Here is a 26,603-nt window from a genome sequence, read left to right on the forward strand (position 1 = left end):
GGTGGAAAAGATTCAATGAGTGGAACATATCATGATATAAATGTACCACCTACTTTAGTGTCATTCGCAGTTAATACATCAAGTGTAGATCAAATCATAAGTCCTGAGTTCAAAGAAGCTGGAAATTACTTATACTTAGTGAATCATGCTCCTGATAGAATCAATGTTCCAGATTATGAATTGTTAAGAGAAAACTTTGATTACATCAACGAAAATATAGGAAACAAAAACATAGTGAGCGCATTTGCCTTAGAACACGGTGGGTTATCTGAAGGTCTAATAAAATGTACCTTTGGGAATAAGGTAGGTATTGATATCACAACGATTTATCCATTGTTTAAATTTAATTACGGATCTATCATTGTAGAATCAATTACAAAACTAGATTATCAAAACGCATTATATCTAGGTAGAACAATTACTGAACAAAACATATACCTAAATGATGCAACATTCACAATTGACGAATGTATCAAACTAAATCAACAAACAATAAAAAAAGTATACCCAATACTACATAATGATGACAGAGTAATAAAAGAAACAAAATCAAAAACAAAAAAACATACGTATCCTTCTTTAAACACTAAAGAAGTAAATGTATGTATTCCAGTATTCCCAGGAACCAACTGCGAATACGATAGTATGAGTGCCTTTGAACAAGTAGGGGCAAACACTAAGATACTAGTGTTTAACAATCTTACTGAACAACACATTGATGAATCTATTGATGCATTAGTAAAAGGGATAGAGGAGTCACATATCTTAATGCTAAGCGGTGGATTCAGTAGTGGAGATGAACCAGATGGTTCAGGTAAGTTTATCGCAAGTGTTCTTCGTAATGAAAAAGTTAAAAAAGCAATTGATGAACATCTTAAAAAGAAACATTTAATTTTAGGAATATGCAATGGATTCCAGGCACTTGTTAAATCTGGATTACTTCCATACGGAACAGTACAGACAATGGAAGAAAATGCACCAACATTATTTAAGAACTCAATCAACAGACATATATCTAAGTTTGTAAATACTAAAGTGCAAACAAAAAAATCTCCATGGTTAACATCATTTGAATTGAATGATACTCATACAATTCCAATGTCTCACGGAGAAGGAAAGTTTATTGTTGATGAACAAGGGTACAAAGAACTACTAAAGAATGAACAAATCGCATTTACATATGTTGATGAAAACAATCAATCAACTTATAACCCTCTATTCAATCCAAATGGATCGAGTTATGCGATTGAGGGTATCGTTTCAAAGGATGGATTAATCTTAGGGAAAATGGGACATAGTGAGAGATACACAAAAGGGTTATTCAAAAATATAACAGGAAACATGGATCAAAATATATTTAAAAATGCAGTTACTTACTTTAAAGGAGAATAGCTATGAAAGAACTTATGTACGAAGGAAAAGCAAAAAGGGTATTCAAATCAGAAAATGAGAACGAAGTATACATTTACTACAAAGATGATGCAACTGCATTTAATGGAGTTAAAAGAGCTGAGATAACAAACAAAGGAATCTTAAACAATCAAATCACCGAAGTTCTGTTCACCAAACTTGAAGAACGTGGTGTTAAAAATCACTTTATTAAAAGATTGGATGATAGAACTCAGTTATGTAAAAAAGTAGATATCATTCCACTTGAATTTATTGTTAGAAATTACATCGCTGGCTCTATGGCAAAACGTCTTCAATTAGAAGAAGGAATCAAATCTGACAATGTTATATTTGAGATTTGCTTAAAAGATGATGAACTAGGAGATCCTTTAATCAATGATCATCACGCTGTTGCGTTAAAAGCTTGTTCTTACAAAGAGTTAGAGTACATGTATGAAATGGCAAAACAAGTAAATGATATCTTAAGTGAAACATTTATCAAAGAAGGAATTATACTGGTTGATTTTAAAATTGAGTTTGGGAAAACAAGTGATGGTGAAATCTTACTTGCTGATGAAATCAGCCCTGATACTTGTAGACTATGGGATAGTAAAACATTAGAGAAACTAGATAAAGATAGATTTAGAAGAGATCTTGGTAGTATCGAAGAAGCATATATAGAAATACTAAAACGCATTAAATAAAGGATGATATATAATGGGCGAAATTGATATTTTATTTGAAGAGAAAATGAATGAAGAGTGTGGTGTATTTGGTGTTATCAATGTATCTAACGCTTCTGAAGTTATGTATTATGGATTACATGCTCTTCAACATAGAGGACAAGAAGGCTGTGGAATTGTTTCCACAGATCACAATGAATTATATAGTGTGAAGGGTGAAGGATTGGTTACCGAGGTATTCAATGAATCTAACTTGACACAGTTAAAAGGAAGCGCAGCTATCGGGCATGTTAGATACTCAACCGCTGGTGGTGGTGGAATAGAAAATGTTCAACCATTTCTATTCAAACATGGTTCAGGAGATTTTGGATTATGCCATAATGGGAATCTTGTGAACTCTGAAGAGTTAAAGAAAGATTTAGAGAATCAAGGTTCAATATTTCAATCAACTTCAGATAGTGAAGTGTTTGCTCATTTAATAAAAAAAGATAGAAGAAACAATCGTTTAGAAGCAATTAAATCTGCCTTGAATATGATTGAAGGAGCATTTGCTTTTCTTGCGTTAAGTAAGGAAAAGTTATATGTAATGAGAGATAAAAATAGTTTAAGACCTTTGTCACTTGGAAAACTAAATGGTGGTTACGTAGTATCTAGTGAAACATGTGCTTTTGAAATAGTAGGTGCTACTTTCGTTAGAGATATCAAACCAGGAGAGATAGTAATCATTGATAAAAACGGTGTTATTAGTAGTGACTTCTATGCACAGAAAACATATAAAAATATGTGTGCAATGGAATACATATATTTTTCTCGTCCTGATTCAGACATTGAAGGAATCAATGTTCATAAAACAAGAAAACAAGCTGGACAAATACTCGCAAAAGAATTCCCAGTAGAGGCAGATATCGTTGTCGGAGTCCCAGACTCATCAACGTCAGCCGCAATGGGATATAGTGAAGAATCAAACATTCCACTTGAAATGGGATTGATTAAAAACAAATACGTTGGGAGAACCTTTATTCAACCATCTCAAAAGATGAGAGAAAAAGGGGTTAAGATGAAATTATCTCCTGTACGTAGTTTGGTAGAAAATAAAAGAGTAGTACTCGTAGATGATTCAATGGTTCGAGGAACCACGTCAGTTAAAATCATTCAACTTCTACGTGACGCAGGGGCAAAAGAAGTTCATATGAGAATCGCTGCACCACCTATTATCGCACCTTGTTTTTACGGTGTGGATACATCGACATATGATGAGTTAATCTCTGCTAGAAAAACAGTAGATGAAGTTAGACAATATATCAACGCTGATTCATTAGCATTCATCAGTGTTGATGGAATATTAAAAGCCACAGAGCGTACAAAACTTTGTGTCTCATGCTTTACTGGTAAATATCCAACATACATTTACCAAGACATCGAACAAGCAAATAAAGACGGTAAATTTTAGGAGGCCACTATGTCAAAGAAATATGAAGAATCAGGGGTAAACCTTGAGAGTGGATATGAATCAGTAGAAAGAATTCAGAAGCATATTAAACGAACAAATAATTTAGGAGTAATATCCGCAATTGGAAACTTTGGTGGGTTATTCGATTTATCAAAATATAACGTTAAAAACCCAGTTCTAGTTTCAGGTACTGATGGTGTTGGAACCAAATTATTATTGGCTCAAAAAGCCAATATTCATAATACGGTTGGAATCGACTTAGTCGCAATGTGCGTTAATGATGTTTTATGTATTGGGGCAAAACCATTATTCTTTCTAGATTACATTGCTGTTGGTAAAAACAACCCAGAACAAATTGAGGCAATCGTTGAAGGTGTTAGTGAAGGTTGTGTCCAGTCTGGCTGTGCACTTATTGGTGGAGAGACTGCTGAAATGCCTGATATGTATAAAGGGAATCATTATGACTTAGCTGGATTTACAACAGGTGTTGTAGATAAAGAAAAAATGTTAGATGTAAACAACGTAAAAGTCGGAGATAAGTTAATAGGTATTGAATCTTCTGGTATCCATAGTAATGGATTCAGTTTAGTAAGAAAGATATTCTTTAAAGATTACAACTTCGGATTTGACGCTAAGTTTGTAGAACTAGACAAACCACTTATTGAAGAACTATTAACACCAACAAGAATTTATGTTGATGGTGTGTTAGAAGTTCTTGAGAAATGTGAAATCCATTCTATTTCAAATATCACCGGTGGAGGATTCATTGAAAATATTCCAAGAGCACTACAAGAAACTCAAGGAGTAGTAATCAATGAAAACTCACTACCGACAAAACCCATTTTTAGCCTGCTAGAACGACTAGGAAAAATAGAACGCATGGAAATGTATAATATCTTCAATATGGGAATAGGGATGGTTTTGGTAGTACCTGAGTCAGATACACTGAATGCATTAGACATATTAGATAAACATAACTACAATCCTAGAATCATTGGGGAAGTGACAAACGAACCCGGAGTAAAAATCATATGATAAACATAGCGATATTCGCATCAGGGACAGGATCAAATTTTATCGCGATTCATGATGCAGTATTACAAAATGAGTTGAATGTGAATATCTCAGTGTTAGTCTCTGATAAACCAGATTCTATCGCCGTTAAAAACGCAGAACGTAAAAACATTAAAACATTCACATTTAAACCAAAGGAATACAAAAACAAAAGAGAGTTCGAACAAAAAATACTAGATAACTTGAAAGATGTTGATTTAATAATTCTTGCAGGATATATGAGAATTATAGGTCCTACACTTTTATCAAAATATGAAAACAGAATCCTAAATATACATCCATCACTGTTACCTATGTACAAGGGTATGGATGCTGTAGGACAAGCATTAAAAGATAATGCAACTATCACTGGGGTCACAGTTCATTACGTTGATAGTGGTATGGATACTGGTTCTATTATTAAACAAGAATCATTAACAATTTATCCAAACGAAACAAGAGAATCATTGGAAAAAAGAATACATCAATTAGAACACAAATTATATAAGAAAGTAATCAAAGAAGTTATAGAGGAGATATCATAATGAGAAGAGCATTGATTAGCGTAAGCGATAAAACAAACATTACCACATTCGCAAAAGAGTTAGTAGATCTAGGATTTCAAATAATCTCTACTGGTGGTACAAAAAAAGTATTGGACCAAGCAGGGATCAATACAATAAGTATCGATGAAGTAACAGGGTTTCCTGAAATCCTTAATGGTAGAGTTAAAACATTACATCCTCTTGTACATGGTGGATTACTTTCACTTCGTGATAACGAAGATCATGTAAAACAAGTAAAAGAAAACAACATAGAATATATTGATTTGGTATGTGTAAACTTATACCCATTCAAACAAACAATTGAAAAAGAAGGTACTACATTTGATGAGGCAATTGAACAAATAGATATTGGAGGTCCTTCGATGCTTCGAAGTGCCGCTAAAAACTATAAGTTCGTTTCAGTAGTTACTGATATCTTAGATTACGATCAAGTAATCAGTGAGATCAAAGAACACGGTGATACATTACTTGAAACTAAAAAACAACTTAGCGCAAAAGTGTTTAGATTAACAGCACAGTACGATAGTTATATTTCTAATTACTTAACAAAAGAATTGGATATTGAGTATCCAGAAAATATAACACTAACTTATGAATTTCATCAGCCACTTAGATATGGAGAAAACCCACATCAAAGTGCTGCGTTATATAGAAGATCAAATAGTCCTTATTCATTATTAAATGCAGAAATCCTTAACGGAAAACCATTGTCATATAACAATATTCAAGATGCAAACAGTGCTCTTAATATATTGAAAGAACACACAGCACCTACCGCAGTAGCATTAAAACATATGAATCCTTGTGGTGTTGGATCAGCTTCAAACATTCTAGATGCATTTACCAAAGCATACAAAAGTGATCCGGTTTCAATATTCGGGGGAATTGTTGCGGTGAATCAAGAAGTAACGAAAGAACTAGCAATTGAAATGAATAAAATATTTTTAGAAATCATAATTGCTCCTAGTTATACAGAAGATGGTTTACTTGAATTGAAAAAGAAAAAGAACTTGAGAGTTCTTAAATTAGATACATCTTCAGACAATACAGATCCATATCAAGTTGTTAGTGTTAATGGAGGATTACTACTTCAAAACACAGATGATTATTTAGTACCAAAAGAAGAGTTAGATGTAGTAACAGATTTAGCTCCAACAGAGCTAGAACTAGAAGATTTACACTTTGCATGGAAAGTAGTGAAACATGTAAAATCTAACGCAATCGTCATTACTAAGAACAATCAAACAGTTGGTATTGGGGCAGGACAAATGAACCGCGTTGGTGCAGCACACATCGCACTAAACTGGGCAAAAGAACATGGACATACAGAAGACCTAACATTATCAAGTGATGCATTCTTCCCATTTGATGATGTAGTAAAACTAGCACATACTTATGGAGTTACAAAAATCGTTCAACCAGGTGGTAGTATCAGAGACAAAGATTCTATCAAAGCTTGTAATGAATTAGGAATCAAAATGGTATTCACAAAAAACAGACACTTTAAACACTAGGAGGAACTTATGAATGTTTTAATCTTAGGTAGTGGTGGACGTGAACATGCACTTGCTCACGCAGTGAGTAAATCAAAACTTCTTACTAATCTATGTGTTATACCAGGTAATCCAGGTATAGAAGAGATTGCTAAGTGCATAGAGATAGATCCACTTAATAATGAATTAATCAAAGAGTTTTGTGCAAAAGAAAAAATTGATTTGATAATCCCAGGTAGTGAAGTATTCTTAGAAAATGGTATCGCAGACACCTTCAAAGATACTAACGTACTTGTGTTTGGTCCAACCAAGCAAGCGGCTTTAATTGAATCTAGTAAAGAGTACGCAAAAGACTTAATGAAAAAACATGATATTCCGACTGCGGAATATCAAGTCTTCAAAGACTATCAAAAGGCAAAAGACTATATCACAGAAAAAGGTGCCCCTATCGTTCTAAAATATGATGGGTTAGCTGGAGGTAAAGGTGTTGTCGTTTGTAATACATTAGAAGAAGCTTATGAAACTATTAAAGAAATGTTATTAGATAAAATGTTTGGTGATGACGCTGTAGTAATTGAAGAATGTTTAACTGGACCTGAATTTAGTTTCATGACATTTGTTCATGACGGGATTGTTATCCCTATGCCAATCGCTCAAGATCATAAAAGACTACTTGATAATGATTTAGGTCCAAACACAGGTGGTATGGGTATATATAGTCCTGTACCAATTATAGATAATCAAATAATTGAACAAAGCTACAAAGAAGTAATGATTAAAACAGTTAATGCTTTAATAAAAGAAAATAATTCATTCACCGGTTTTTTATATGGAGGTTTAATGCTGACAGATAAAGGACCTAAAGTTATAGAATTCAACGCACGATTTGGTGATCCAGAAACTGAAGTTATTCTTCCTAATCTAGAATCAGATATCCTAGGAATCATTTTTAACTTATTTAACGGTATCAAAACTTCAGTTTCTTGGAACACCGATTATTACGTTGGAGTTGTTCTAGCTTCAAAGGGATATCCAAAGTCATATGACAAAGGATTTCTTATTGAAGGACTAGATGAACTAAAAGATATGGTATACCATATGGGAACAAAAAAAGAGGGTAAAAACATTGTCACAAATGGTGGTAGAGTATTACTTGTTCTAGGAAATGGAAAAACACTTGAACAAGCACAAAATGACGCGTATAATAACGTAAATAAAATAAAATGTAGTAACTTAGTATATCGTACTGATATAGGAAACAACTCATTGAAAGGATAATAATATGGATAAAATAATTGTATTAGATTTTGGGAGCCAGTATAACCAATTAATCGCAAGAAGAGTTAGGGAATTAGGGATATATTCAGAGATACTTCCTTACAATGCATCAATGGAAAAACTAGCAAGTGATGATGTTCTTGGAATCATTCTTTCAGGAGGACCAAACAGTGTGTATGATGAGCATGCTCCACAAATAGAGAAAACATTATTCGAGTTGAATAAACCTGTTCTTGGTATTTGTTATGGAATGCAAATTACACAATTAGTGTTTGGTGGAAAAGTAACGCCAAGTGTTAAAAGAGAATATGGAAAATCTGAGTTAACAATCATCTCAGATTCACCTATTGTTAAAGGACTTCCTAAAACAAGTACTGTATGGATGAGCCATGGAGATCATGTTGATGAGTTAGCACCTAACTTTGAGTTAATCGCAACAACTCCGTCATGTATGGCTATCGCCAAACATAAAGAGTTAGATATCTATAATTTACAATTCCATCCTGAAGTTACTCATTCAGATTTCGGTGGAGAAATTATTAAGAACTTTGCATTAGATATTTGTAATGCAACACCTTCTTGGGACTTAGATGATTATATTGAGAAATCAATTCAATCAATAAAAGACAAAGTACAAGACGAACAAGTTATCTTAGCGTTATCAGGTGGTGTAGATAGTAGTGTTGCTGCCATGTTGATACATAAGGCAATTAAAGATAAATTACTTTGTATCTTTGTTGATACAGGTCTACTTCGTAAAGACGAAGGAGACAAAGTAATGGAACTATACGCTTCTAACTATGATATTAATGTAATACGAGTTAATGCAAAGGATCAATTCTTAAATGCTTTAAAAGGAGTATCAGATCCAGAACAAAAACGTAAAATAATTGGAAATGAATTCATTAAAGTTTTTGAATCATTTAAAGATGAACATAAAGATGCTAAATTCTTAGCACAAGGAACTATATATCCTGACGTTATTGAATCAGAAAGTATTAAAGGACCAAGTGAGACAATCAAGTCTCACCATAATGTTGGAGGGTTACCTGAAACATTAGATTTTGAATTGTTAGAACCTCTTCGTGAGTTATTCAAAGATGAAGTTCGTAAAGTCGGACTTGCTCTTGGTATTCCGAAAAACATGATTATGAGACATCCTTTCCCTGGCCCTGGATTTGGAATTAGAATCCTAGGTGAAATCAGTGAAGAGAAAACATACATTCTACAAGAAGCAGATGATATATTTATTACCGAATTAATCAAAGAGAATTTATATGATGAAGTATCTCAGGCATTTGTTGTATTACTTCCTGTTAAATCAGTTGGAGTAATGGGAGATAAAAGAACATATGAATATGTAGCAGCAGTTCGTTCTGCAGATACAGTGGACTTTATGACAGCGACATTCAGTAGATTACCATTTGAGTTTTTAGATAAAGTAGCTTCAAGAATCATTAATGAAGTAAAGGGTATCAACAGAGTAGTATATGATATTACATCGAAGCCACCAGGTACTATAGAGTGGGAATAGACACAAAAATAATTGATGGAACATTACTCTCTAAAGAGATAAGAACAAAACTAAAAAATGATGTTATAGAACTAAATAAAACCTATAAAGAAGTACCACATTTAGTGGTGCTTCTTATTGGGAATGACCCAGCTAGTGAAAGTTACGTAAAGGCAAAAGAGAGAGCATGTAAACAAATAGGGATTAAATCATCATTGATTAAATATGAGAATTCAATTACTGAGGAGTTTTTATTAGATGAGATTTCTAAACTGAATAAGGATAAAACGGTGCATGGTATTTTAGTACAGTTGCCACTACCTAAACACATATCTCAGGATAGTGTAATTGATCATATGTCACAAATAAAAGATGTTGATGGATTACACCCATTCAACATCTCTAGATTACATACATTACGTTACAGTGTTTTGCCCTGCACACCAAAAGGGATTATTACTATGCTGAAAAGCGAAAATATAGAGATTGAAGGTAAACACGCAGTTGTAATTGGTAGATCCAACCTAGTTGGAAAACCAATCGCACAGTTACTTTTAAAAGAGAATGCAAGTGTTACAATTACCCATAGACATACAAAGGATTTACAGTCTATTACTAAGAATGCTGATATAGTGGTATCTGCAGTTGGTAAAGCTAAGTTTGTAACCAAGGATATGATTAAAGAGAATGCTGTTTGTATTGATGTAGGTCTTAGTAGAGTTGATGGTAAACTATATGGAGACTTTGATTTCAATAATCTAATAGGACATGTAGCTCATATATCAAAAGCTCCTGGAGGAGTTGGACCTATGACGATTACATCGTTACTAGAAAATACAATTGAATGCTTTTTAAATCAAAAAAACAACATCAAATTATGATGTTGTTTTATTTTTGGTTTATTATGTTTTGAATTTCAGATATTATACTAAATTGCTTTTGATAAGATACATAATCAAAATATCTTGTTCCAGTGTTTGAAAGCCCATCTCTAACTACATCAGCTCTTGAATATTTACTATTTCGTGATTTAGTACAGTTCTCAAGAAGTTCTTTTTGATAATCATATTGTTTTCTTAGTAACTCTTCTCTGTTTTCAAGCCTATTAATTCTTTCAACTGTAAACAGAAATATTAGTGTGTTCTTTACATTCATATAATATAAGATGAAGTACACTCCAATACCGATTGATACTAAGTAAACTATAGTGTTGAATGAATAACCGAAAAATAACGTTATTGCAAGAATTCCTGTGATTCCTAGTTTCTTGTAAATTATGTTTTGTCTTTGCTTTCTTACATATAATATAACTTCATTCATAATATCCATACTAAGTACTCGTTTGTTGAAACTTGATTTCTGTAATCAACTCAGACTCTATTTTATATAGTAATTTTAGTATATCTTCTTGTGCTCTTTGTGCTCTTGTGACTCCTTGGGATGATTGTTGTATATGTTGGAAATTACTTCTTGAGGTTCCAGGAGAAACACTTGCATTAAATATAGGTTTTAATGATTGGCTATTCTCTGTGGTACCATCTGTGTTTGGACCACCAATGATTCCCGAAATTGATTTGATCTCTTTCTGAACTGTATCAAATCCGGAAATCGGGTTAATATTATATGCTTTTCTAATTCTGTTAAGTTGTCCAAGTAATTCTAATTGAGCTCGTACAATATACTGAGTTATAAGGACCATCATGATAATGAATGGTGATATGAATATAAAATTAAATCCTAGTCCTATTATCAGTTTCGTAGTTAAAAATGTCTCAATACCAAGAACTAACAGCATTGTAGCTATTATTCTTAATTGTGCAAATTGCAATGATTTCATAACGATACCTTCCTTAGTGTGATTTGAACTTTATATGGATTGGGTTCAAGTTCTCGTCTATTCCTATTATAACATCTATTCTTTTTATAGTAATGACAATTATGTCTATAAAAAACAACATCATTTTGATGTTGTTTTAATTACTCCATTTTGAATCTCAATAACAGTATCTGCGATATCAAATGCATCCTCTTCATCATGAGTTACAAATAGACATGTGATGTCTGCTTGTTTGATGATGTTTTTAAGATCTCTTCTGATTTGTTTTTTAAGGTTTGCATCTAGATTACTAAATGGTTCATCGAGTAATAAGATATCTGGTTTTGTAGCAAGGGAACGTGCTAACGCTATACGTTGTTGTTCTCCACCGCTTAATTGATGTGGATAATCTTTTATTTTATGAGATAGATTAACAAGTTCAAGAACTTCTTTGATGCGTTGTTCTTTTTCTTCTTTTGGTAGTCCAGATAAACCGAATTTAATGTTTTTATACACACTCATATGTGGAAACAATGCATAGTCTTGAAATACCATTCCGATGTTTCTGTGTTCTGGACCTACGAACTTATTGTTACTTACTAGGACTTTGTCGTTTAAAACGATGGTACCTTCTTTTGGTCTTTCTAACCCAGAAATCAATCGTAATAGTGTTGATTTTCCACTTCCACTATTTCCAAGTAAGGCAACGATTTCTCCGTGCTTCATATTTAGGTTTATATTGTCTAATACTTTAGTATCTTTTTCGTAATGAAAATATATGTTATTTAGCTCTACGTACATCTTTTTTGCCTCTCTTTCTATGGGTTAAAACATAAATCATTATTGTACTTATTAAGATAAGTAGTAATGATGGCCCACTAGCTTCTTGAATCATTTCATCTGATGCGTATGTATATATCTTTGTAGCGATTGTATCATAATTTGTTGGTCTTAATATTAGTGTTAAGGGTAATTCTTTTATAACGTCTATATAGACGATGATGAATGCACTGATTAATCCACCTTTTATAAGAGGGATGTCAACTTTTAGTAATGTGCTAAGTTTTGATTTTTTTAGTGTATATGATGCTTCTGTGTATTTAATTCCTATTTTATCGTAGGATGCTTCTACACTGTTGAATGCGATTGTAAGGAATCTAAGTGTATATGCAAATACTAAGATAGTTAGTGATGTTGTAAGAATTAGTTTTTTATCTGTGTTGAAGAAATCGTATATTGGTCTTAGTAGATGATCTGCATCTACAAAGAATGTGATTACTGTGACTGCTATGATTGCTCCTGGTATTGCATATCCTAGGTTTGTTATTTTTAGGATTATGTGTTTGTATTTGGATTTTGATGTCCTACTGAAGTTTGCAATCATTAATGCAATAAACACAGTGATTAGTGTACTAAATACACTGATTGATATTGTATTTATTATGATGAATATCATTTCAATGTCGTAGATTATGTAGTAGGTATCAATGAAGTTAAAGAACATTTCTAATACTGGAACTAAGAATCCAAATGAGAAGATTATTGAAAGGATACTGATAACTAGTATGCTTTTTTGTTTTGATATCTTTTCTCTTTTTAGAGGTGCTGATTTGACACTCGCTGTGAATTTTCGTTTTCCTCGTAACAGCTTCTCAATTACAATGACACTGAACACAATTAACATTAAAATACCACTTAATCTCATTGCTGATTGGATAGAATTAAATCTGTACCATGCATCAAAGATAGCGAAACTAAATACTCGTACATTGAAGTATTTTACTACTCCGTAATCATTTAAGGTTTCTAATACAACTAATAGTGTTCCAGCTACAAGTGCGGGTCTTGTTAGTGGTAGGATTACTTTTGTGAATATTTTTGCTTTTGTGGCTTTCAGTAGTTTTGCGTTTTCTATGTATACTGTCGAGTTCTTTTGAAGTGAACTTTTAACCATTAAATAAACATATGGATATAATGTAAGGCTAAAGATGATGCTTGCGCCTACAATGTTCATTATATCAATAGGTTTATCTACTCCGATGCTTCTCAATGTTCTTCCGAAGATTCCTGTGTAGCTAAACATATCTGAATATGTGAATGCTGCAATATAGGATGGGATTGCAAGAGGTAGCATCATGATCCAACTAAATAGTTTACGACCTTTGAATTCATAAAAAGTCACAAAATATGCACTAGTAAATCCAATGATTCCTGATACGGAAGCTGTTAGGATTATTAGTAAGATTGTGTTTTTTATATAGTCAGCAAGCAAGTGGGTACGTATATGTACCCACTCTTTAGATGCTGTTGTAAATATGTTTGTGAATACGTTTGATAGTGGTAGAAGAATAAGGATAGCTGCAATAACTGTTATTACTGAAAAGACACTAATTCTTCCTTTAAGTTTGTTTACCATAGTAATCAACCTTTACTTATTTATTCCCAACCTTCTTCATCCATGATGATGGCTGCTAGTTCGTTGTTTACTCCTAATGTTGTTAATGAGATATCTTGTGGTGTGAATGTTCCCCATGATTGAAGTAATTCAGATGGGTCTACATTTGGATTAACTGGGTATTCGTAGTTGGCTTCTGCGAAAATACCTTGTGCGTATTCTGAACTTAAGAATTCAATTAATTGAATTGCGTAATCAGCATTATCGGCTTCTGATGTTACACCAGCGCCACTTATATTTACATGTGTTCCTGTTGTATCTTGATTAGGGAAGAAAATACGTAAACCTTCCGCAACTTCTACTTCATATGGATCTGAACTGTTTGCCATTTTACCCATATAATATGTATTAAGGATAGCGACGTCTGCTGTTCCAGCCATAACGGCTTTCGCTTGATCTCTATCATTACCTTCTGGTGTTCTTGCGAAGTTATCAACTAACCCGCTTATAAAGTCTCTTGTAGAAGTTTCACCATTTACTTCGATTAATGATGCGATTAAGCTTTGGTTATAAATGTTTGTTGAACTTCTAATAACAACTCTATTCATCCATTCTGTTCCAGCTAGTGCTTCGTATGTTGATAAGTCTTCAACACTTACTCTTTCTGGGTGGTATACAATAACTCTAGCTCTCATTGTTAACCCGAACCAATAATCTTCTGTGTCTCTGTAATTTGCTGGAATATTTGTATCCAGTGTATCTGAATCTATAGATTGTAGTAATCCACGTTCTTTTGCCTGGTATAACTTACCAGCATCAGAGATGATTAGCACATCAGCTTCTGTATCCTCGCCTTCAATTTCAAGACGGTTCATTAGTTCATCAGCTTTTGCCTTTACTACATTAACTGTTATCCCTGTTTCTTCCTCAAATTTGTCATACAGTTGTTGATCTGTATCATAATGTCTTTCTGAATATACTGTTACAACTTTGTCACCCTCGTCTACTCCAAGCTGACATGCTGTAAGTACTGATATTAAAGTAAATACAGAAAGAGATAATAATATTTTTTTCATGTGTGTTACACTCCTTATTTATAAACCTTATAATTTTTGTTTACGGGAGTATTTTATGTTACTTCTTTATAGAATGCAAGAATATATATAAAACTTATAAATAGTGTTTTAAATAAGGTTTAATTGTAAAACTATTTAGAAAAAGGGCTTTGTGTAGCGCTTTTATTTGTAAGGTTATCTATAACAAATAGGGTGTTAAATAAGGTGTTTATAAAATATAGGGGTTGTTTATTCTAAAAAAACACCCCCATACTATTAGTATAGTAAGGTGGTGTTTTATGTTATTTTGTCTTTTAAACTGTCTATAATTTAAATCATTGTAAAGATTAAGTTTATTGAGTTTTGTCCTATTTGGTTTGACTTAGAAATTCTGATTCGATATTTCTAAATAATTCTAGTAACTTTCTCTGATTTTTTTCATGACGAGCAGCTGAACCAGTGCCAACTCTTCCATACACTGTTGAAACACCTTTGTTTCTATGAACTGGTGATGGGTTACTAGGTGTTAGTATACCTTCTGATATACGAATTTCACTTTGTACTTCTAGAAGTGCGTCGTTTATGTCTTTATTATATTTACTCTCAATTAGAGTCATCTTATGTAAGAACTTAAACTGAATTTTTATAACAATGTAAGTTATATATATCATTGCTAGTAAGAATGGAGAAAGATATAGAACGTTCATCCCCATAATAATTGTCAGTGTTACAAGTATAGCTACCCAAAAAAAGATATGCATTGAAATTGATACAATAGTTTTCATTTTTGCTGATTGAACATGTTTCATAAAATCATTCCCTTCATAAATGTGTTTCTATATTATTCTTCCTATTTGTATTATAACAAAATCTCCCATTAAAATAACGACATATTTGTCTTTCGTTACTAATATTACTTGATATCTATGTTATAATACATGGTGAGAATATTTCTGGGAGGGATAATATGAAATGTAGTAAATGTGGAACTATAAACGATCACGAGGCAGTCTATTGTGGAAATTGTGGAGAGTTCATTTTGGAAGGGAAGAAACTCTGTTACGAGTGTAATTCTGCTGTTGAGTATAAAGAAGATTATTGCCCAACATGTAGAACATACTTAAAAGCTGGATTCCATATTTGTAGAAAATGTGGAAAAGAGAATAGTTTAGAGCACAATTACTGTACGGGGTGCAAAGTAAAGATTAAATCAAACAGAGTAGTTAATGTATCAATTGTAATGTATTCGATTATTATTTATGCAATCTTACAAGTTAGTTTATTCATAACAATGTTTATTGACACTGAAATAGATTTTGGATATTCTTGGGATGAATTATATCTTGATGTAAACATCTTAAATCACTCTTATTGGATACCATATATGGTAATGTTTATAATATTAATTGGGTTACTTTTATATTGTTCACTGTTAATCAAAACCGTGATTAACAATGCAAGAAGGAATTTCATGGGTGAAATTTCAAAGATTGATAGAAAGAAAATGAAGTGGATAATATTCTTCGTCTTTATATTAGTTTGTTCTGTGTTCTTCTTAGAGTTTTTACTTCTAGTAATTGAATATCAGAAAACATATAATGGATCTCTTGAATACGCATACTTTGGATATGTCGGGCTTCAGTTACCAAAGATGATTATGTCGTTCACACTCCTATTGTTATTTCCAATCTCTGGTATTGTAGCAGGTATAGCTAAGTATATAAAAACCAACATCGCTAAGTGATGTTGGTTTTATTTTTATAGTATTCAAAGAACGGATCTTTTTCATCGTAATCAATATGTTGTTTGGCGTTATCTAGTAACTTATTCAATTTTTCAATCAATCCGATTTCTCTTACAAGAGATTTAGTACTATTTGATGTTATGACCGAGTGATCAGTGTTTCTGAACATCACGTGTTGATCAACTAAATTATTACGAATGAACTCTTCTGGCTTTGCTGTCTTAATGTCGTTTAATAATCCAAGACAGTATTTGACGTACTTGATTCTATCAATATAAGGGAAAATGAATATAAATAATGATGCACCAAACAATACAATTAAGAGCGTGTTTACTGTTATCCCCAAAACCAACAATCCTGTTAATGAAAAAGTGTAAATACCTAGTATAGATAATTCTTTCCACAAGTCTTTAGTGATTGTCTTTTTAACTAATTTCATAACTATTCCCCCTAACTTCTTACTTACATTATAACAAAACTTCAGTTTATTATCACGACAGATTTGTCTTTAATATGTTAGAATAATTGTAGGAAGTGATAAAATGAATATTTTACTAACGAATGACGATGGAATTACATCAGAAAAATTAGAGATAACAAAAGAGATTTTGAAACAGTTTGGGACTGTTTATGTAGTAGCCCCATCTACACAAATGAGCGCTAAAAGTATGAGCCTTAGTATTGGTGGATTTGAGTTTGAAAAGATTGATGAATATACGTATAGTATCGAGGGTACTCCTGTGGACTGTGTCAAGTTTGGATGTTTTGGACTTGATGTTGATTTTGATCTTGTCGTGTCAGGTACTAATAACGGATACAATTTAGGAATAGATATTAATTATAGTGGTACAGTAGGTGCGACACTGCAAGCACAGTATTACCATGTGCCAAGTATTGCGCTAAGTGCTGATAGAAAAGGGAACAAAATATTAAAAGAAGAACTTGCTAAGTCTATTCAATATATAATAGATAATAATTTACTTAGTGAGAGTCATACTATAAATGTTAATTACCCAAGAGAGAAATTTGTTGAATCAAAGGGAATTAAAGAAACAATTGTTCATAGACAAATATACCCTTATACTCCTGAAATAATTGGGAATAAATTTGTTCCACATAGAGGATATATCAGTGATGTTGATTTACCTGATAATTCAGATTTAAAAGCATATTTAGAAGGATACACATCAATAAGTAAAGTTTATTTATAGAGGTGAGTGTATGAAGTATTTTTGTGTTAGTGATATACACGGACATTATGATGAATTAAAAGAGGCTTTGAATAAGTCAGGTTTTGATGAGTCTAATAATAATCATATGTTGATGGTTATTGGTGATATGGTTGATCGTGGTCCGAAATGTGTTGAAGTGTTAGAGTATATCTACTATTTACGTTCAGAAGGAAAAGCAATAGTGATCATGGGGAACCATGATTTGTTTTTACTAGATTTCTTATTCTTTAGAACAGAAAGAACTGTTTTTAACTTTCTTAGAAATGGACATAAAACAACGATTGAACAACTACTAGGAAGAGATGTGGATAGTGAATCGGATTTTATTGATGAAGCAAAAGGTATTGAAGAAAGACATCCATATTTAAAAGGGTTTTTATCTTCTTTAGAGACATATTACGAAATTGGAGATTACGTGTTTGTTCATGGTGGTGTTGATGCGACTAAGGAAAACTGGAGAGATGATGTTTTAAAAACATTTGTTTGGACAAGAATGCTTGATAAACCCAAAATCAAAGATAAGATAATGGTAGTTGGGCATACACCTGCGTTTTACGTTAGATGTGTGAGAGAAGAACGAGATTCAGATGAAATAGAAGAAAACAATGTTGAGTTAAAACATTACTATGACCCACTTGATGAAGGAGATATTATTCATATAGATGGTGGAGTATATAGTGGTGGAAGAATTAATGTTTTGATATTGGATTTATAGGTCTTTAATAAGGCCTTTTTTAATATTTGAATTTCCAACTTTAACAAAGTAAAGTGTTTACGCTTACATTACACTCCCAGTATGGTATTGCGGATTTAAAAAGCGTATGCTACAATTAAAATGAAGAGATAAAATGAGGTTAATACACTCAAATATTTTTTATTCAAGGAGAATGATTTATGAAAAAAATATTAACGGGGAATCAAGCTATAGCTAGAGGGGCTTATGAAGCTGGTGTGCATTTTGCTAGTGCGTATCCAGGGACACCTTCAACAGAGATACTAGAAAATATTTCACAATATAAAGAGATGGTTGCTGAATGGGCACCAAATGAAAAGGTTGCTTTAGAAGCAGTTATTGGAGCAAGTATTGCTGGTGGTAGATCACTTGCCGCAATGAAACACGTAGGTGTTAATGTTGCCGCTGATCCACTATTCACTTTCGCATATACAGGAGTTAATGGAGCGTCTGTTTTAATTACCGCAGATGAACCAGGAATGCACAGTTCACAAAATGAACAAGATAATCGTAATTACGCGAAATTCGCTAAAATTCCGATGTTAGAACCATCAAATAGCCAAGAGGCAAAAGACATGATGATTGATGCGTTTAACTTATCTGAAGAATATGATTCGATTGTATTATTTAGAGTTACTACTAGAGTGTGTCATTCTAAAGGTACTGTTGAACTTGGTGAAAGAGTAGAAGTGCCGTTTATCAAATATGAAAAGAACTTTGATAAGTTTGTTGCGGTACCTAGTATTGGTAGAAAACTTAGACATAAAGTGGAAGAAAGAATCAATAAATTAAAAGAATATACAGAAACTTCAAAATGGAATTATGAAGTAAACAATGGATCAAAAGTAGGAGTTATCGCTGCCGGTGTTAGTTATGAATACGCATGGGAAGCTTTAGGAGAAACTGTAGATTATTTAAAATTAGGATTTACATATCCACTTCCACAGAAGATGATTACTGATTTCTGTGCTAAATACGATAAAGTATATATCATTGAAGAAAATGATCCTATTATTGAAGAGTTCGCAAAAACAAATAGTAAAAATGTAATCGGGAAAGATTTATTCCCATATACAGGAGAAATGACTCCAGATGTTATCAAACGTTGTATCTTAAGTGAAAACGTAGAAGGTGTTGAATCTAACCCTGAAATGTTTGTTGGAAGACCACCTACATTCTGTAGTGGTTGTCCTCATAGAGGGTTCTTCTATGAGTTAGGTAAGAAACGTAAGAAAATAGTTGTTGCCGGAGATATTGGGTGCTACAGCTTAGCTGTTGGTGAACCATACGGTATGATGGATTGGTTGATTTGTATGGGAGCTTCATTCTCATCAGGTCACGGTGCACAAAGAATATTTGATATGAATCCTGAAGAAGATAGAAGATTGGTATCTATCATGGGAGATAGTACATTCTTCCATACGGGAATTAACTCATTATTAAACACAGTATATAATGGTGGAAACACTGTAAATGTAATCTTAGATAACAGAATAACAGGTATGACAGGACAACAAGATAATCCAGGTTCTGGATATAACATGAATGGTGATACAACAGTTATTGGTGATATCGAAGGTGTATGTAGGGCAATCGGAATCAAACATATTAGAAGAGTAAATCCAAATGATTTACAGCAAACTAAAGAAACGATTAACTGGGCATTAGAGCTAGAAGAAACATCTGTAATTATTACAGACTGGCCTTGTGTTCTTAAAAAGAAATATAACGCAGATGATATGGAACGTTACACAGATTTATGGCAAACAAAAGATATCGTACTTCAAGATAAATGTGTTGGTTGTAAAGCATGTTTAAGAAGTGGTTGTCCAAGTTTAGTATTTGATGCAGATAAGAAAAAAGTATCTATCGACCTTAACACTTGTGTTGGATGCGATGTGTGCTTACAAATTTGTCCTTACGATGCAATCGTGAAGGAGGAAAAATAATGAATACAAACATTAAATTAGTTGGTGTAGGTGGACAAGGGACTATCCTTGCTACTACATTATTAAGTGCTGCGATATTAGATGCAGGATTCGATGTGAAAATGAGTGAAATACATGGTATGAGCCAGCGTGGTGGATCTGTATCTTCAGAAATCCGTTTTGGAAAAAAAGTATATAGTCCAGTAATTATGAAAGGTAACGCAGATGTGTTAGTATCTTTTGAATTAATGGAAGCGGCTAGAAACGTAGATTACGTAAAAAAAGATGGAATCATCTTAGTGAATAATCACAAGATTAATTCCATGGTTACATTGAATGGTAAGATACCATATCCAAAGGGTATTGAAGAAGATCTAAATAGTAGAGTTAAAACATATGTTATCGATGCTACTGCTCTTGCTATTAAATTAGGAAACAGTAAAGTTATGAACGTTATTATGTTAGGTGCTTTGGTTAAGGCAATGAAGCTAGAACATTTAGATTTTGAAAAAGCAATCAGAGAAAATGTTAAAGAAAAATTTATCGACTTAAATATTACAGCCTTCAACGTAGGGCTGGAATTAATTGAATAACCCTCCTGTCATTTTAAAAAGAAGACGTCCTAGGACGTCTTCTTTTTTGTCTACTCGTATATTTCAAATACTTCTATTACTAATTCCCATGATTCTTCAGTGAACCCTGTATCTGTGAAATTGCTGAAGAATGCCACAGTATCATATGAAGTTCCGTTAACCATGAATAATCCTTCAAAGTGAAGATATTCAACATTGTAACTTAATCCTTCAATAGATAATGCATAGTTTGGAGCTGTGAACTCAATATAACTTTGTAAAGAAGATACATTGAATCCTGATGGTAAAATTGTTATATCACAATCGTATGTTCCAAATTCTGAAACCAAACCTGCAATAGCAGTAGTGTCATAATAATTTGGCATATCAATCGTTGTTGTACCAATATCATATAGCTCAAGTGTAACTAGCAAATCTTGATCATCTATAACCAACTCGAAGATTATCTCAGTTATGTATCCATCTTCTACTTTGATTTTTATTGAAGGAATTTCATCCGCTTCTTCATAACCAGGAATATCCATATCTAAATCTTTCGCTACATAGTATCCATCTTCATATATGTACTCTAAACTAGCATATAAGTCAACTTCTTCATATAAACTAGTTGTTGCTGAAATACTTTCAATAGATGCCGTCATATAAGTAGGATTACTTGAGTTTGAAACTGGTTCAAGAAACTCGATATTATCACCATTTACAACACCAAATATTTCTATTGCATTACTGAACATTGTTGCTTCCATATAAGTTCTAACAAATTCAGTTGTTGATTCAGAATAGATTTCTATAGATACTACATCAACAATTTCACTAGTAATTTTCATTGACAAGTTCTCAATCGATTCCATATTCTCAAGTGCCGTACTTAGTTCTTCTATTTCATCTAAACTCTTTGTGTCTTCACCACAGCCAGTTAATGTGAACATCGCAGTTATTAATGTTAAAAACATTAGTATTTTTTTCATTTTGTATTCCCCTTTTCTTCACTATTTGTATTATATCATAATATGTTGAAAAATCAGTGTCACATTTGTCTGTTTATCTGAATAAATAAAATAGAAATAATTCACAAATATTACACAATTCAATAGTATAATAGAGGATACAAGAAGGATTCAGAGGTGTTCAAATGAAACAAGTTTTTAAGATTTTAGTTTTAAGTTTATTTGTAGTATTGGTTGGGTGTGATGACCTAGGTGCATCGCCAGTTATAGACGTCGAAGACGTTATTACTATTAAGGCAAACGATGAGTTTGATTTAGTCGATCATGTTGTAGTTGAGGATTTAGAAGATAAGTTTATTTTATTTTCAGATTTAGAAATTAGTTATGGTGGTTTTGATAATTCAGCTGTGGGTACATATGCAATTATTATTACTGCAACTGATTCAGATGGAAATGAAACAATTAAAGAAATTAGTGTTATAGTTGGTGATGATGTTTCACCAGTTATTTTGTATGATGATCCAAGCACAATAAGTATCGGATACGGTAGTGACATACCTAGTCCAAATGTTACATGTACAGACAATGTAGATGATGATTGTGATTTGGTTATTAGTGGTGATATAGTAGATCCAAATACAATGGGTACATATGTTGTTGTATATACTGCAACTGATGATTCAATGAATGAATCATCAATAGAGATTACGTACATTGTAAAAGACGTGAATCCTCCAGTGGTTACATTGGTTGGTGAAAGTTCAATTACGATTTATGATTTAAATACATTTGTAGATTTGGGTGTAACATTTAATGATGATTTGGATGATGACCCAGAATTGATAATAACAAATCCCTTTGAAGAAGAAGTAGAGTATGGAACTTATATATTCTGGTATTCTGTTGTTGATGAATCGGGGAATGTATCTACAGTAACAAGAACTGTAATATATGAAGATTTATTCAAAGATGTTTGTTTATTAGATGATTATGAAATAGTTGAGAATCAAACAGTTATAAATGTTATGGTTACTAATTGTGATGGATATACGTTTGATTTAGATTATACAGTAGATAACACAACACCAGAATCTACACCAATAACACTTAGTATATATAGTGATGGTGTACTAGTGAGAGAAAAACTAGCAACGTATACTGTATTAGCTAACGAAGTTGATATGGCTAATGTCGCAGTGTTTGTTAGATTTAGTGATGAGACAGATTATAACGCACCATTTTCAGTTCAGGAATATGAAGATATGTTTAATGGAGATATGACTTCTGTTCAAGATTACTTTTTAGAAGTATCAAATGGAACATTCTTAGTAGAAACATATTTTGCGAATGATGTTACTGCGTTTTATACTGATATTTACGAACGTGGATATTACCAAATGGAATCGAACTCGAATCCAGTTGGTTATAAAACCGAAGACGAAGGAAATGAAAGAGAACATGCTCTTATCGATAGAATCGCGAAGTATATTAGAGATAACGATTTAATTGATCCAACTTTAGATTTAGATGGTGATGATGATGGAGAACTTGATTCATTCACAGTTATCTTTAGTTATGGTCCTGATGATTGGATGGATGTATTATGGCCTCATGCTTGGGGACTACATTCAAGTGTTGATGAATGGGGATATTGGTTTGATGACGCAGTTACTTTAAACGATGTCTATGTATATGATTATAATATTGAGTTTTTAGGATTAACAGGAGAAGGATACAACGATATTCATATCGGTGTATTAGCTCATGAATTATTCCATTTAGTTGGAGCACCTGATTTTTATCATTACTATGAAGATACAGATATTGAACCTGTAGGATACTGGGGACTAATGGAATCACAGTTTAAATTACCATCACACATGCTTGGTTTCACAAAAGAGGAATATGGTGGGTTTGAACAAGATAAAGTTGAAATCACAGAAGATGGTACATATACAATAAACAGAACAACTTCTATACTAGATAATTTAGCGTTTATCGACTTAGGACGCTCAAACGAGTATTTATATATAGAATACAGAACAAAGGCTACAGAGTACGAGGAATCGCTTCTAGATGAAGGATTATTGGTTTATAGGATAGATCAAGACTACTTAGGAAATGAAGATGGGTATTATAGTACATCAGGAGAAGGTAAAGACGAAGTATTTATCTTTAGACCTGTGACGATTGATCAAAACGAATATGATAATAACGGTATTGTCAGTGTCACTGATTTCAGGTTTATTGATGATGCGATTATGAATGATGATACATATTCATCAATCGGGTACGATACTGGTGTGTATATGTTTTATTCAGATGGTGAAGAGATAATGATCACTATTACTATCACGAATACTACGGAAGATAATATAACGTTCACAGTAGATTTTATAGAGTAAAAAAAGATAAACCATTGGTAGAATTCTACTAATGGTTTATTGTTTTATTACAACAGATTTGATACAGTATTCATAAGAGGTGATTATGTGTTAGATAAAAAACTACTTGGGAAACACATTACAAAACTAAGAAAAGAACAAAACATGACTCAAAAAGATCTAGCTTCAAGATTACATATGTCATTTCAAGCGGTTAGTAAATGGGAACGTGGAGTTAGTTTACCTGATGTTGAAATACTTTCATTACTTGGTAGAGTGTTAGGGACAAGTTTATGGTCTTTGCTTTACCAGTCTAATTCAACGATGACGATTAACCAACTCGTTGATGATTTGAATATAAACAAGATTACAAAAGCAAACTATAATAATATCGCAGTATTGCTTCAATCAGAATTACTGAATGATGATTTTTTATCTAGAATTCATGTGAAAGAAGTATTAGAAACACTTAACTATATCAGAAAACATAGAATGCAATATACTGAGTTCAAAACAATTAAACTGGCACATGAAATAGTGAAAGTTTATACAAGGTTTTTAGATGATTCATTTTTGGTTTTTAAAAAGGAAGAAGTAAATAAAATGAAGCTACTAACTCTGGTTGGTAATATTGATTATGATGGAATCATAATGAATAAATTTATCACCAAGAAACTAGAACGAAGAACCAACACTGTAATTGCTGTATATAATATGAAACATAATAAAGAACATATCTACGTCTCATGTACACAGGACTTAATTCAAAAGGGATTTAGTGCATACTTTATTTGTCAGTTTATCGTTACTTCACTAACTAGTCCTCAATGCTATGGAAAAGGTGGCGGAGGAGAACAACATAGAGCTTCATTTGAGTTTAGAAATGATTGTTTATCTCCTAATGTTGAACAAGAATCAATCAGACTTCTCAAAGAGTATATGAGAGCGTTTAAGGATTTTAAAATATCTATTACTAAACAGTAATAAAAAGAAATGAATGATTAAGAATTTATCTTCTTAGATATGGTATAATATAGATACAAATATGAATGGGAGTTGATAAAATGCAGTTTAATAATACACAGTACAAATTAGATGAAATTTACACATTAGTTACTAGAGAAAACGAATTAGAATTAGAGAAAACTTTTGTCGAACAACATACCTCATTTTCAAGAATTGATTTTAAAGAGCTACGTGATGTAGTCGTTAAGAATCATTCTGGATATGCCAACGAGTCTCATGATGGATCAAGTGGTTCATTGAACTCAACACTGTATAATATTAGTAGAAACAATGAAGAAGGATCTATTGATCCAGAAATTGGTAAAGTTATTGATTATGATATCTTGGTTGATGGAAATAAATCTTTTGATTTAATGACTGAAACTAGAGATAAATTATACGTAATAAATAAACAACAAAAAGATTCTGAAGAGTCTTTATGTAAAGCGGTATTAGAAGTTATAACATATCACAATCTTATATCAAGAAAGAAACTATTATTAGATTATAAGAACGCAAAACAAAATCCAATAAATGCAGCACATACAAAACATGATTTAGTACCAGCAGTAATGTTGTATGAAGATAGTGCTCCATTTAATAAACTGAGAAGCTTAGATCCAAACCGTTTCTTAGGAAAACTAATTCAAAAATATAATGTTCGTTTCTTTGTATTGAAGAACACCGAAGCTAATGAATTAGTATTATCAGAAAAATAAAAAGCAACCAATTGGTTGCTTTTCTTTTTTTAGTCTAACGCGATCATTGCATCTAAGAAATCATCGATAACTTCAAGATCATCTCTATCAAGAGCAGTATCGGCTAATCCATTATAATACTCATCAAAACTAAAGAATCCTTCATCTTCTCCGTCATAATGCCAAATAGTGTCATCTACGGGATTAAATTCCATACTACCATATGCTATATTTGATTCAGAATAAAAGTTTAAACCAAATCCATCTAAACTATGGATTGAGATTTGATCACCTTCATATGATACTAAATATCCTAGTTCATGTAATTCGATTAATAAATCAATGTAAGTTTCAACATTTGAGATAGATGGCTTTCCAGATATTGAAGTGGTTCCATAATCAGAGAATTCAACTTCTAATGCCATTTCCATCCCAGATTCTTCAATTAAAAAGTGCATCTCAGAAATTAGTCCATTTTCAATTTTCAAAGTGAATACTCCAAGTTCATCAACATCACCATTGTAAGTATATAAATCATCAGTAACAGTGAAATCACCAAAAACCAGATCATCAATTTCTGGTAGACCAAACATTTCATCATCACTTACTTCATTTAATGCACCGTAATCTATTACAACTGCATTCACA

Annotated in this window: 26 protein-coding genes; 17 read left to right on the plus strand and 9 right to left on the minus strand. The window is 32.4% G+C overall.

Translation table 11 applies throughout. The features are described from left to right. The 9 genes from AC2LE6_RS04340 to AC2LE6_RS04380 all read left to right on the plus strand — a co-directional run. A partial coding sequence (locus AC2LE6_RS04340; RefSeq protein ID WP_484478029.1) for a phosphoribosylformylglycinamidine synthase subunit PurQ occupies positions 1–1,392 on the plus strand: 1,392 nt, incomplete at its 5' end. Next, on the plus strand, positions 1,389–2,093 hold the full coding sequence (purC, locus tag AC2LE6_RS04345; RefSeq protein ID WP_484478053.1) for a phosphoribosylaminoimidazolesuccinocarboxamide synthase: 705 nt from the start codon (positions 1,389–1,391) through the stop codon (positions 2,091–2,093). The genes AC2LE6_RS04340 and purC, both read left to right, overlap by 4 nt. A gap of 13 nt (positions 2,094–2,106) precedes the next feature. Next, entirely contained in the window at positions 2,107–3,522 is a 1,416-nt protein-coding gene (gene purF, locus AC2LE6_RS04350) for an amidophosphoribosyltransferase (protein ID WP_484478030.1), read from the plus strand. Between the two features lie 9 nt (positions 3,523–3,531). Continuing rightward, complete coding sequence (purM, locus tag AC2LE6_RS04355) at positions 3,532–4,557, plus strand: phosphoribosylformylglycinamidine cyclo-ligase (protein ID WP_484478031.1); 1,026 nt, start codon at positions 3,532–3,534, stop codon at positions 4,555–4,557. Continuing rightward, complete coding sequence (purN, locus tag AC2LE6_RS04360; RefSeq protein WP_484478032.1) at positions 4,554–5,120, plus strand: phosphoribosylglycinamide formyltransferase; 567 nt, start codon at positions 4,554–4,556, stop codon at positions 5,118–5,120. The genes purM and purN overlap by 4 nt, the downstream gene beginning before the upstream one ends. Then, entirely contained in the window at positions 5,120–6,655 is a 1,536-nt protein-coding gene (purH, locus tag AC2LE6_RS04365; protein ID WP_484478033.1) for a bifunctional phosphoribosylaminoimidazolecarboxamide formyltransferase/IMP cyclohydrolase, read from the plus strand. The genes purN and purH overlap by 1 nt, the downstream gene beginning before the upstream one ends. 9 nt (positions 6,656–6,664) lie before the next feature. Further along, the gene (gene purD, locus AC2LE6_RS04370) at positions 6,665–7,912 is read left to right on the plus strand and encodes a phosphoribosylamine--glycine ligase (protein ID WP_484478034.1); all 1,248 of its coding nucleotides are present in this window, start codon (positions 6,665–6,667) and stop codon (positions 7,910–7,912) included. A 4-nt stretch (positions 7,913–7,916) separates the two neighbouring features. Next, positions 7,917–9,446 carry a glutamine-hydrolyzing GMP synthase gene (gene guaA / locus AC2LE6_RS04375; protein ID WP_484478035.1) on the plus strand — a complete coding sequence of 510 codons (1,530 nt, stop codon included), beginning with the start codon at positions 7,917–7,919 and terminating at the stop codon, positions 9,444–9,446. Then, positions 9,443–10,306 carry a bifunctional 5,10-methylenetetrahydrofolate dehydrogenase/5,10-methenyltetrahydrofolate cyclohydrolase gene (locus AC2LE6_RS04380; protein ID WP_484478054.1) on the plus strand — a complete coding sequence of 288 codons (864 nt, stop codon included), beginning with the start codon at positions 9,443–9,445 and terminating at the stop codon, positions 10,304–10,306. Before guaA ends, AC2LE6_RS04380 begins: the two co-directional genes overlap by 4 nt. Before the next feature lie 7 nt (positions 10,307–10,313). Here the strand turns inward: AC2LE6_RS04380 and AC2LE6_RS04385 are convergent, their stop codons facing one another. From AC2LE6_RS04385 to AC2LE6_RS04410, 6 genes are all read right to left on the minus strand, one after another. Then, on the minus strand, positions 10,314–10,745 hold the full coding sequence (locus tag AC2LE6_RS04385; RefSeq protein ID WP_484478036.1) for a hypothetical protein: 432 nt from the start codon (positions 10,743–10,745) through the stop codon (positions 10,314–10,316). A gap of 10 nt (positions 10,746–10,755) precedes the next feature. Beyond that, a complete protein-coding gene (locus AC2LE6_RS04390; RefSeq protein WP_484478037.1) occupies positions 10,756–11,262 on the minus strand; it encodes a hypothetical protein in 507 nt (168 codons plus the stop codon). Between the two features lie 120 nt (positions 11,263–11,382). Continuing rightward, positions 11,383–12,042, minus strand: coding sequence for an ABC transporter ATP-binding protein (locus tag AC2LE6_RS04395; protein ID WP_484478038.1), 660 nt, complete (start codon positions 12,040–12,042; stop codon positions 11,383–11,385). Then, positions 12,023–13,657, minus strand: a complete 1,635-nt coding sequence (locus AC2LE6_RS04400) for an ABC transporter permease (protein ID WP_484478039.1) — start codon at positions 13,655–13,657, stop codon at positions 12,023–12,025. Before AC2LE6_RS04400 ends, AC2LE6_RS04395 begins: the two co-directional genes overlap by 20 nt. 20 nt (positions 13,658–13,677) lie before the next feature. After that, positions 13,678–14,712, minus strand: a complete 1,035-nt coding sequence (locus AC2LE6_RS04405) for a Fe(3+) ABC transporter substrate-binding protein (RefSeq protein WP_484478040.1) — start codon at positions 14,710–14,712, stop codon at positions 13,678–13,680. Positions 14,713–15,059: 347 nt separating this feature from the next. Next, positions 15,060–15,500: a hypothetical protein gene (locus tag AC2LE6_RS04410; protein WP_484478041.1), complete on the minus strand. Its 441-nt coding sequence runs from the start codon at positions 15,498–15,500 to the stop codon at positions 15,060–15,062. A gap of 158 nt (positions 15,501–15,658) precedes the next feature. Here AC2LE6_RS04410 and AC2LE6_RS04415 point away from each other — a divergent pair, with 158 nt between their 5' ends. Next, complete coding sequence (locus tag AC2LE6_RS04415; protein ID WP_484478042.1) at positions 15,659–16,435, plus strand: zinc ribbon domain-containing protein; 777 nt, start codon at positions 15,659–15,661, stop codon at positions 16,433–16,435. Here AC2LE6_RS04415 and AC2LE6_RS04420 read toward each other — a convergent pair. Further along, positions 16,428–16,874: a hypothetical protein gene (locus AC2LE6_RS04420; RefSeq protein WP_484478043.1), complete on the minus strand. Its 447-nt coding sequence runs from the start codon at positions 16,872–16,874 to the stop codon at positions 16,428–16,430. The genes AC2LE6_RS04415 and AC2LE6_RS04420 overlap by 8 nt on opposite strands. Before the next feature lie 103 nt (positions 16,875–16,977). On the opposite strand from AC2LE6_RS04420, the gene surE reads away from it, so the two are divergent. From surE to AC2LE6_RS04440, 4 genes are all read left to right on the plus strand, one after another. Continuing rightward, entirely contained in the window at positions 16,978–17,646 is a 669-nt protein-coding gene (surE, locus tag AC2LE6_RS04425) for a 5'/3'-nucleotidase SurE (RefSeq protein ID WP_484478044.1), read from the plus strand. A 10-nt stretch (positions 17,647–17,656) separates the two neighbouring features. Continuing rightward, positions 17,657–18,382: a metallophosphoesterase gene (locus AC2LE6_RS04430; protein ID WP_484478045.1), complete on the plus strand. Its 726-nt coding sequence runs from the start codon at positions 17,657–17,659 to the stop codon at positions 18,380–18,382. A 179-nt stretch (positions 18,383–18,561) separates the two neighbouring features. Next, the gene (gene iorA / locus AC2LE6_RS04435; protein ID WP_484478046.1) at positions 18,562–20,349 is read left to right on the plus strand and encodes an indolepyruvate ferredoxin oxidoreductase subunit alpha; all 1,788 of its coding nucleotides are present in this window, start codon (positions 18,562–18,564) and stop codon (positions 20,347–20,349) included. Further along, positions 20,349–20,921, plus strand: coding sequence for an indolepyruvate oxidoreductase subunit beta (locus tag AC2LE6_RS04440; protein WP_484478047.1), 573 nt, complete (start codon positions 20,349–20,351; stop codon positions 20,919–20,921). Before iorA ends, AC2LE6_RS04440 begins: the two co-directional genes overlap by 1 nt. Positions 20,922–20,971: 50 nt before the next feature. Here AC2LE6_RS04440 and AC2LE6_RS04445 read toward each other — a convergent pair whose 3' ends face one another. Then, positions 20,972–21,889: an EexN family lipoprotein gene (locus AC2LE6_RS04445; protein ID WP_484478048.1), complete on the minus strand. Its 918-nt coding sequence runs from the start codon at positions 21,887–21,889 to the stop codon at positions 20,972–20,974. Between the two features lie 164 nt (positions 21,890–22,053). Here AC2LE6_RS04445 and AC2LE6_RS04450 point away from each other — a divergent pair, with 164 nt between their 5' ends. From AC2LE6_RS04450 to AC2LE6_RS04460, 3 genes are all read left to right on the plus strand, one after another. After that, complete coding sequence (locus tag AC2LE6_RS04450) at positions 22,054–24,273, plus strand: M6 family metalloprotease domain-containing protein (protein ID WP_484478049.1); 2,220 nt, start codon at positions 22,054–22,056, stop codon at positions 24,271–24,273. Positions 24,274–24,360: 87 nt separating this feature from the next. Beyond that, positions 24,361–25,236, plus strand: coding sequence for a helix-turn-helix domain-containing protein (locus AC2LE6_RS04455; RefSeq protein WP_484478050.1), 876 nt, complete (start codon positions 24,361–24,363; stop codon positions 25,234–25,236). 80 nt (positions 25,237–25,316) lie between these two features. Continuing rightward, positions 25,317–25,976, plus strand: coding sequence for a hypothetical protein (locus AC2LE6_RS04460; protein WP_484478051.1), 660 nt, complete (start codon positions 25,317–25,319; stop codon positions 25,974–25,976). 29 nt (positions 25,977–26,005) lie between these two features. Here the strand turns inward: AC2LE6_RS04460 and AC2LE6_RS04465 are convergent. Beyond that, a partial coding sequence (locus AC2LE6_RS04465) for a hypothetical protein (RefSeq protein ID WP_484478052.1) occupies positions 26,006–26,603 on the minus strand: 598 nt, incomplete at its 5' end.

The organism is Candidatus Izemoplasma sp., from assembly GCF_982632705.1.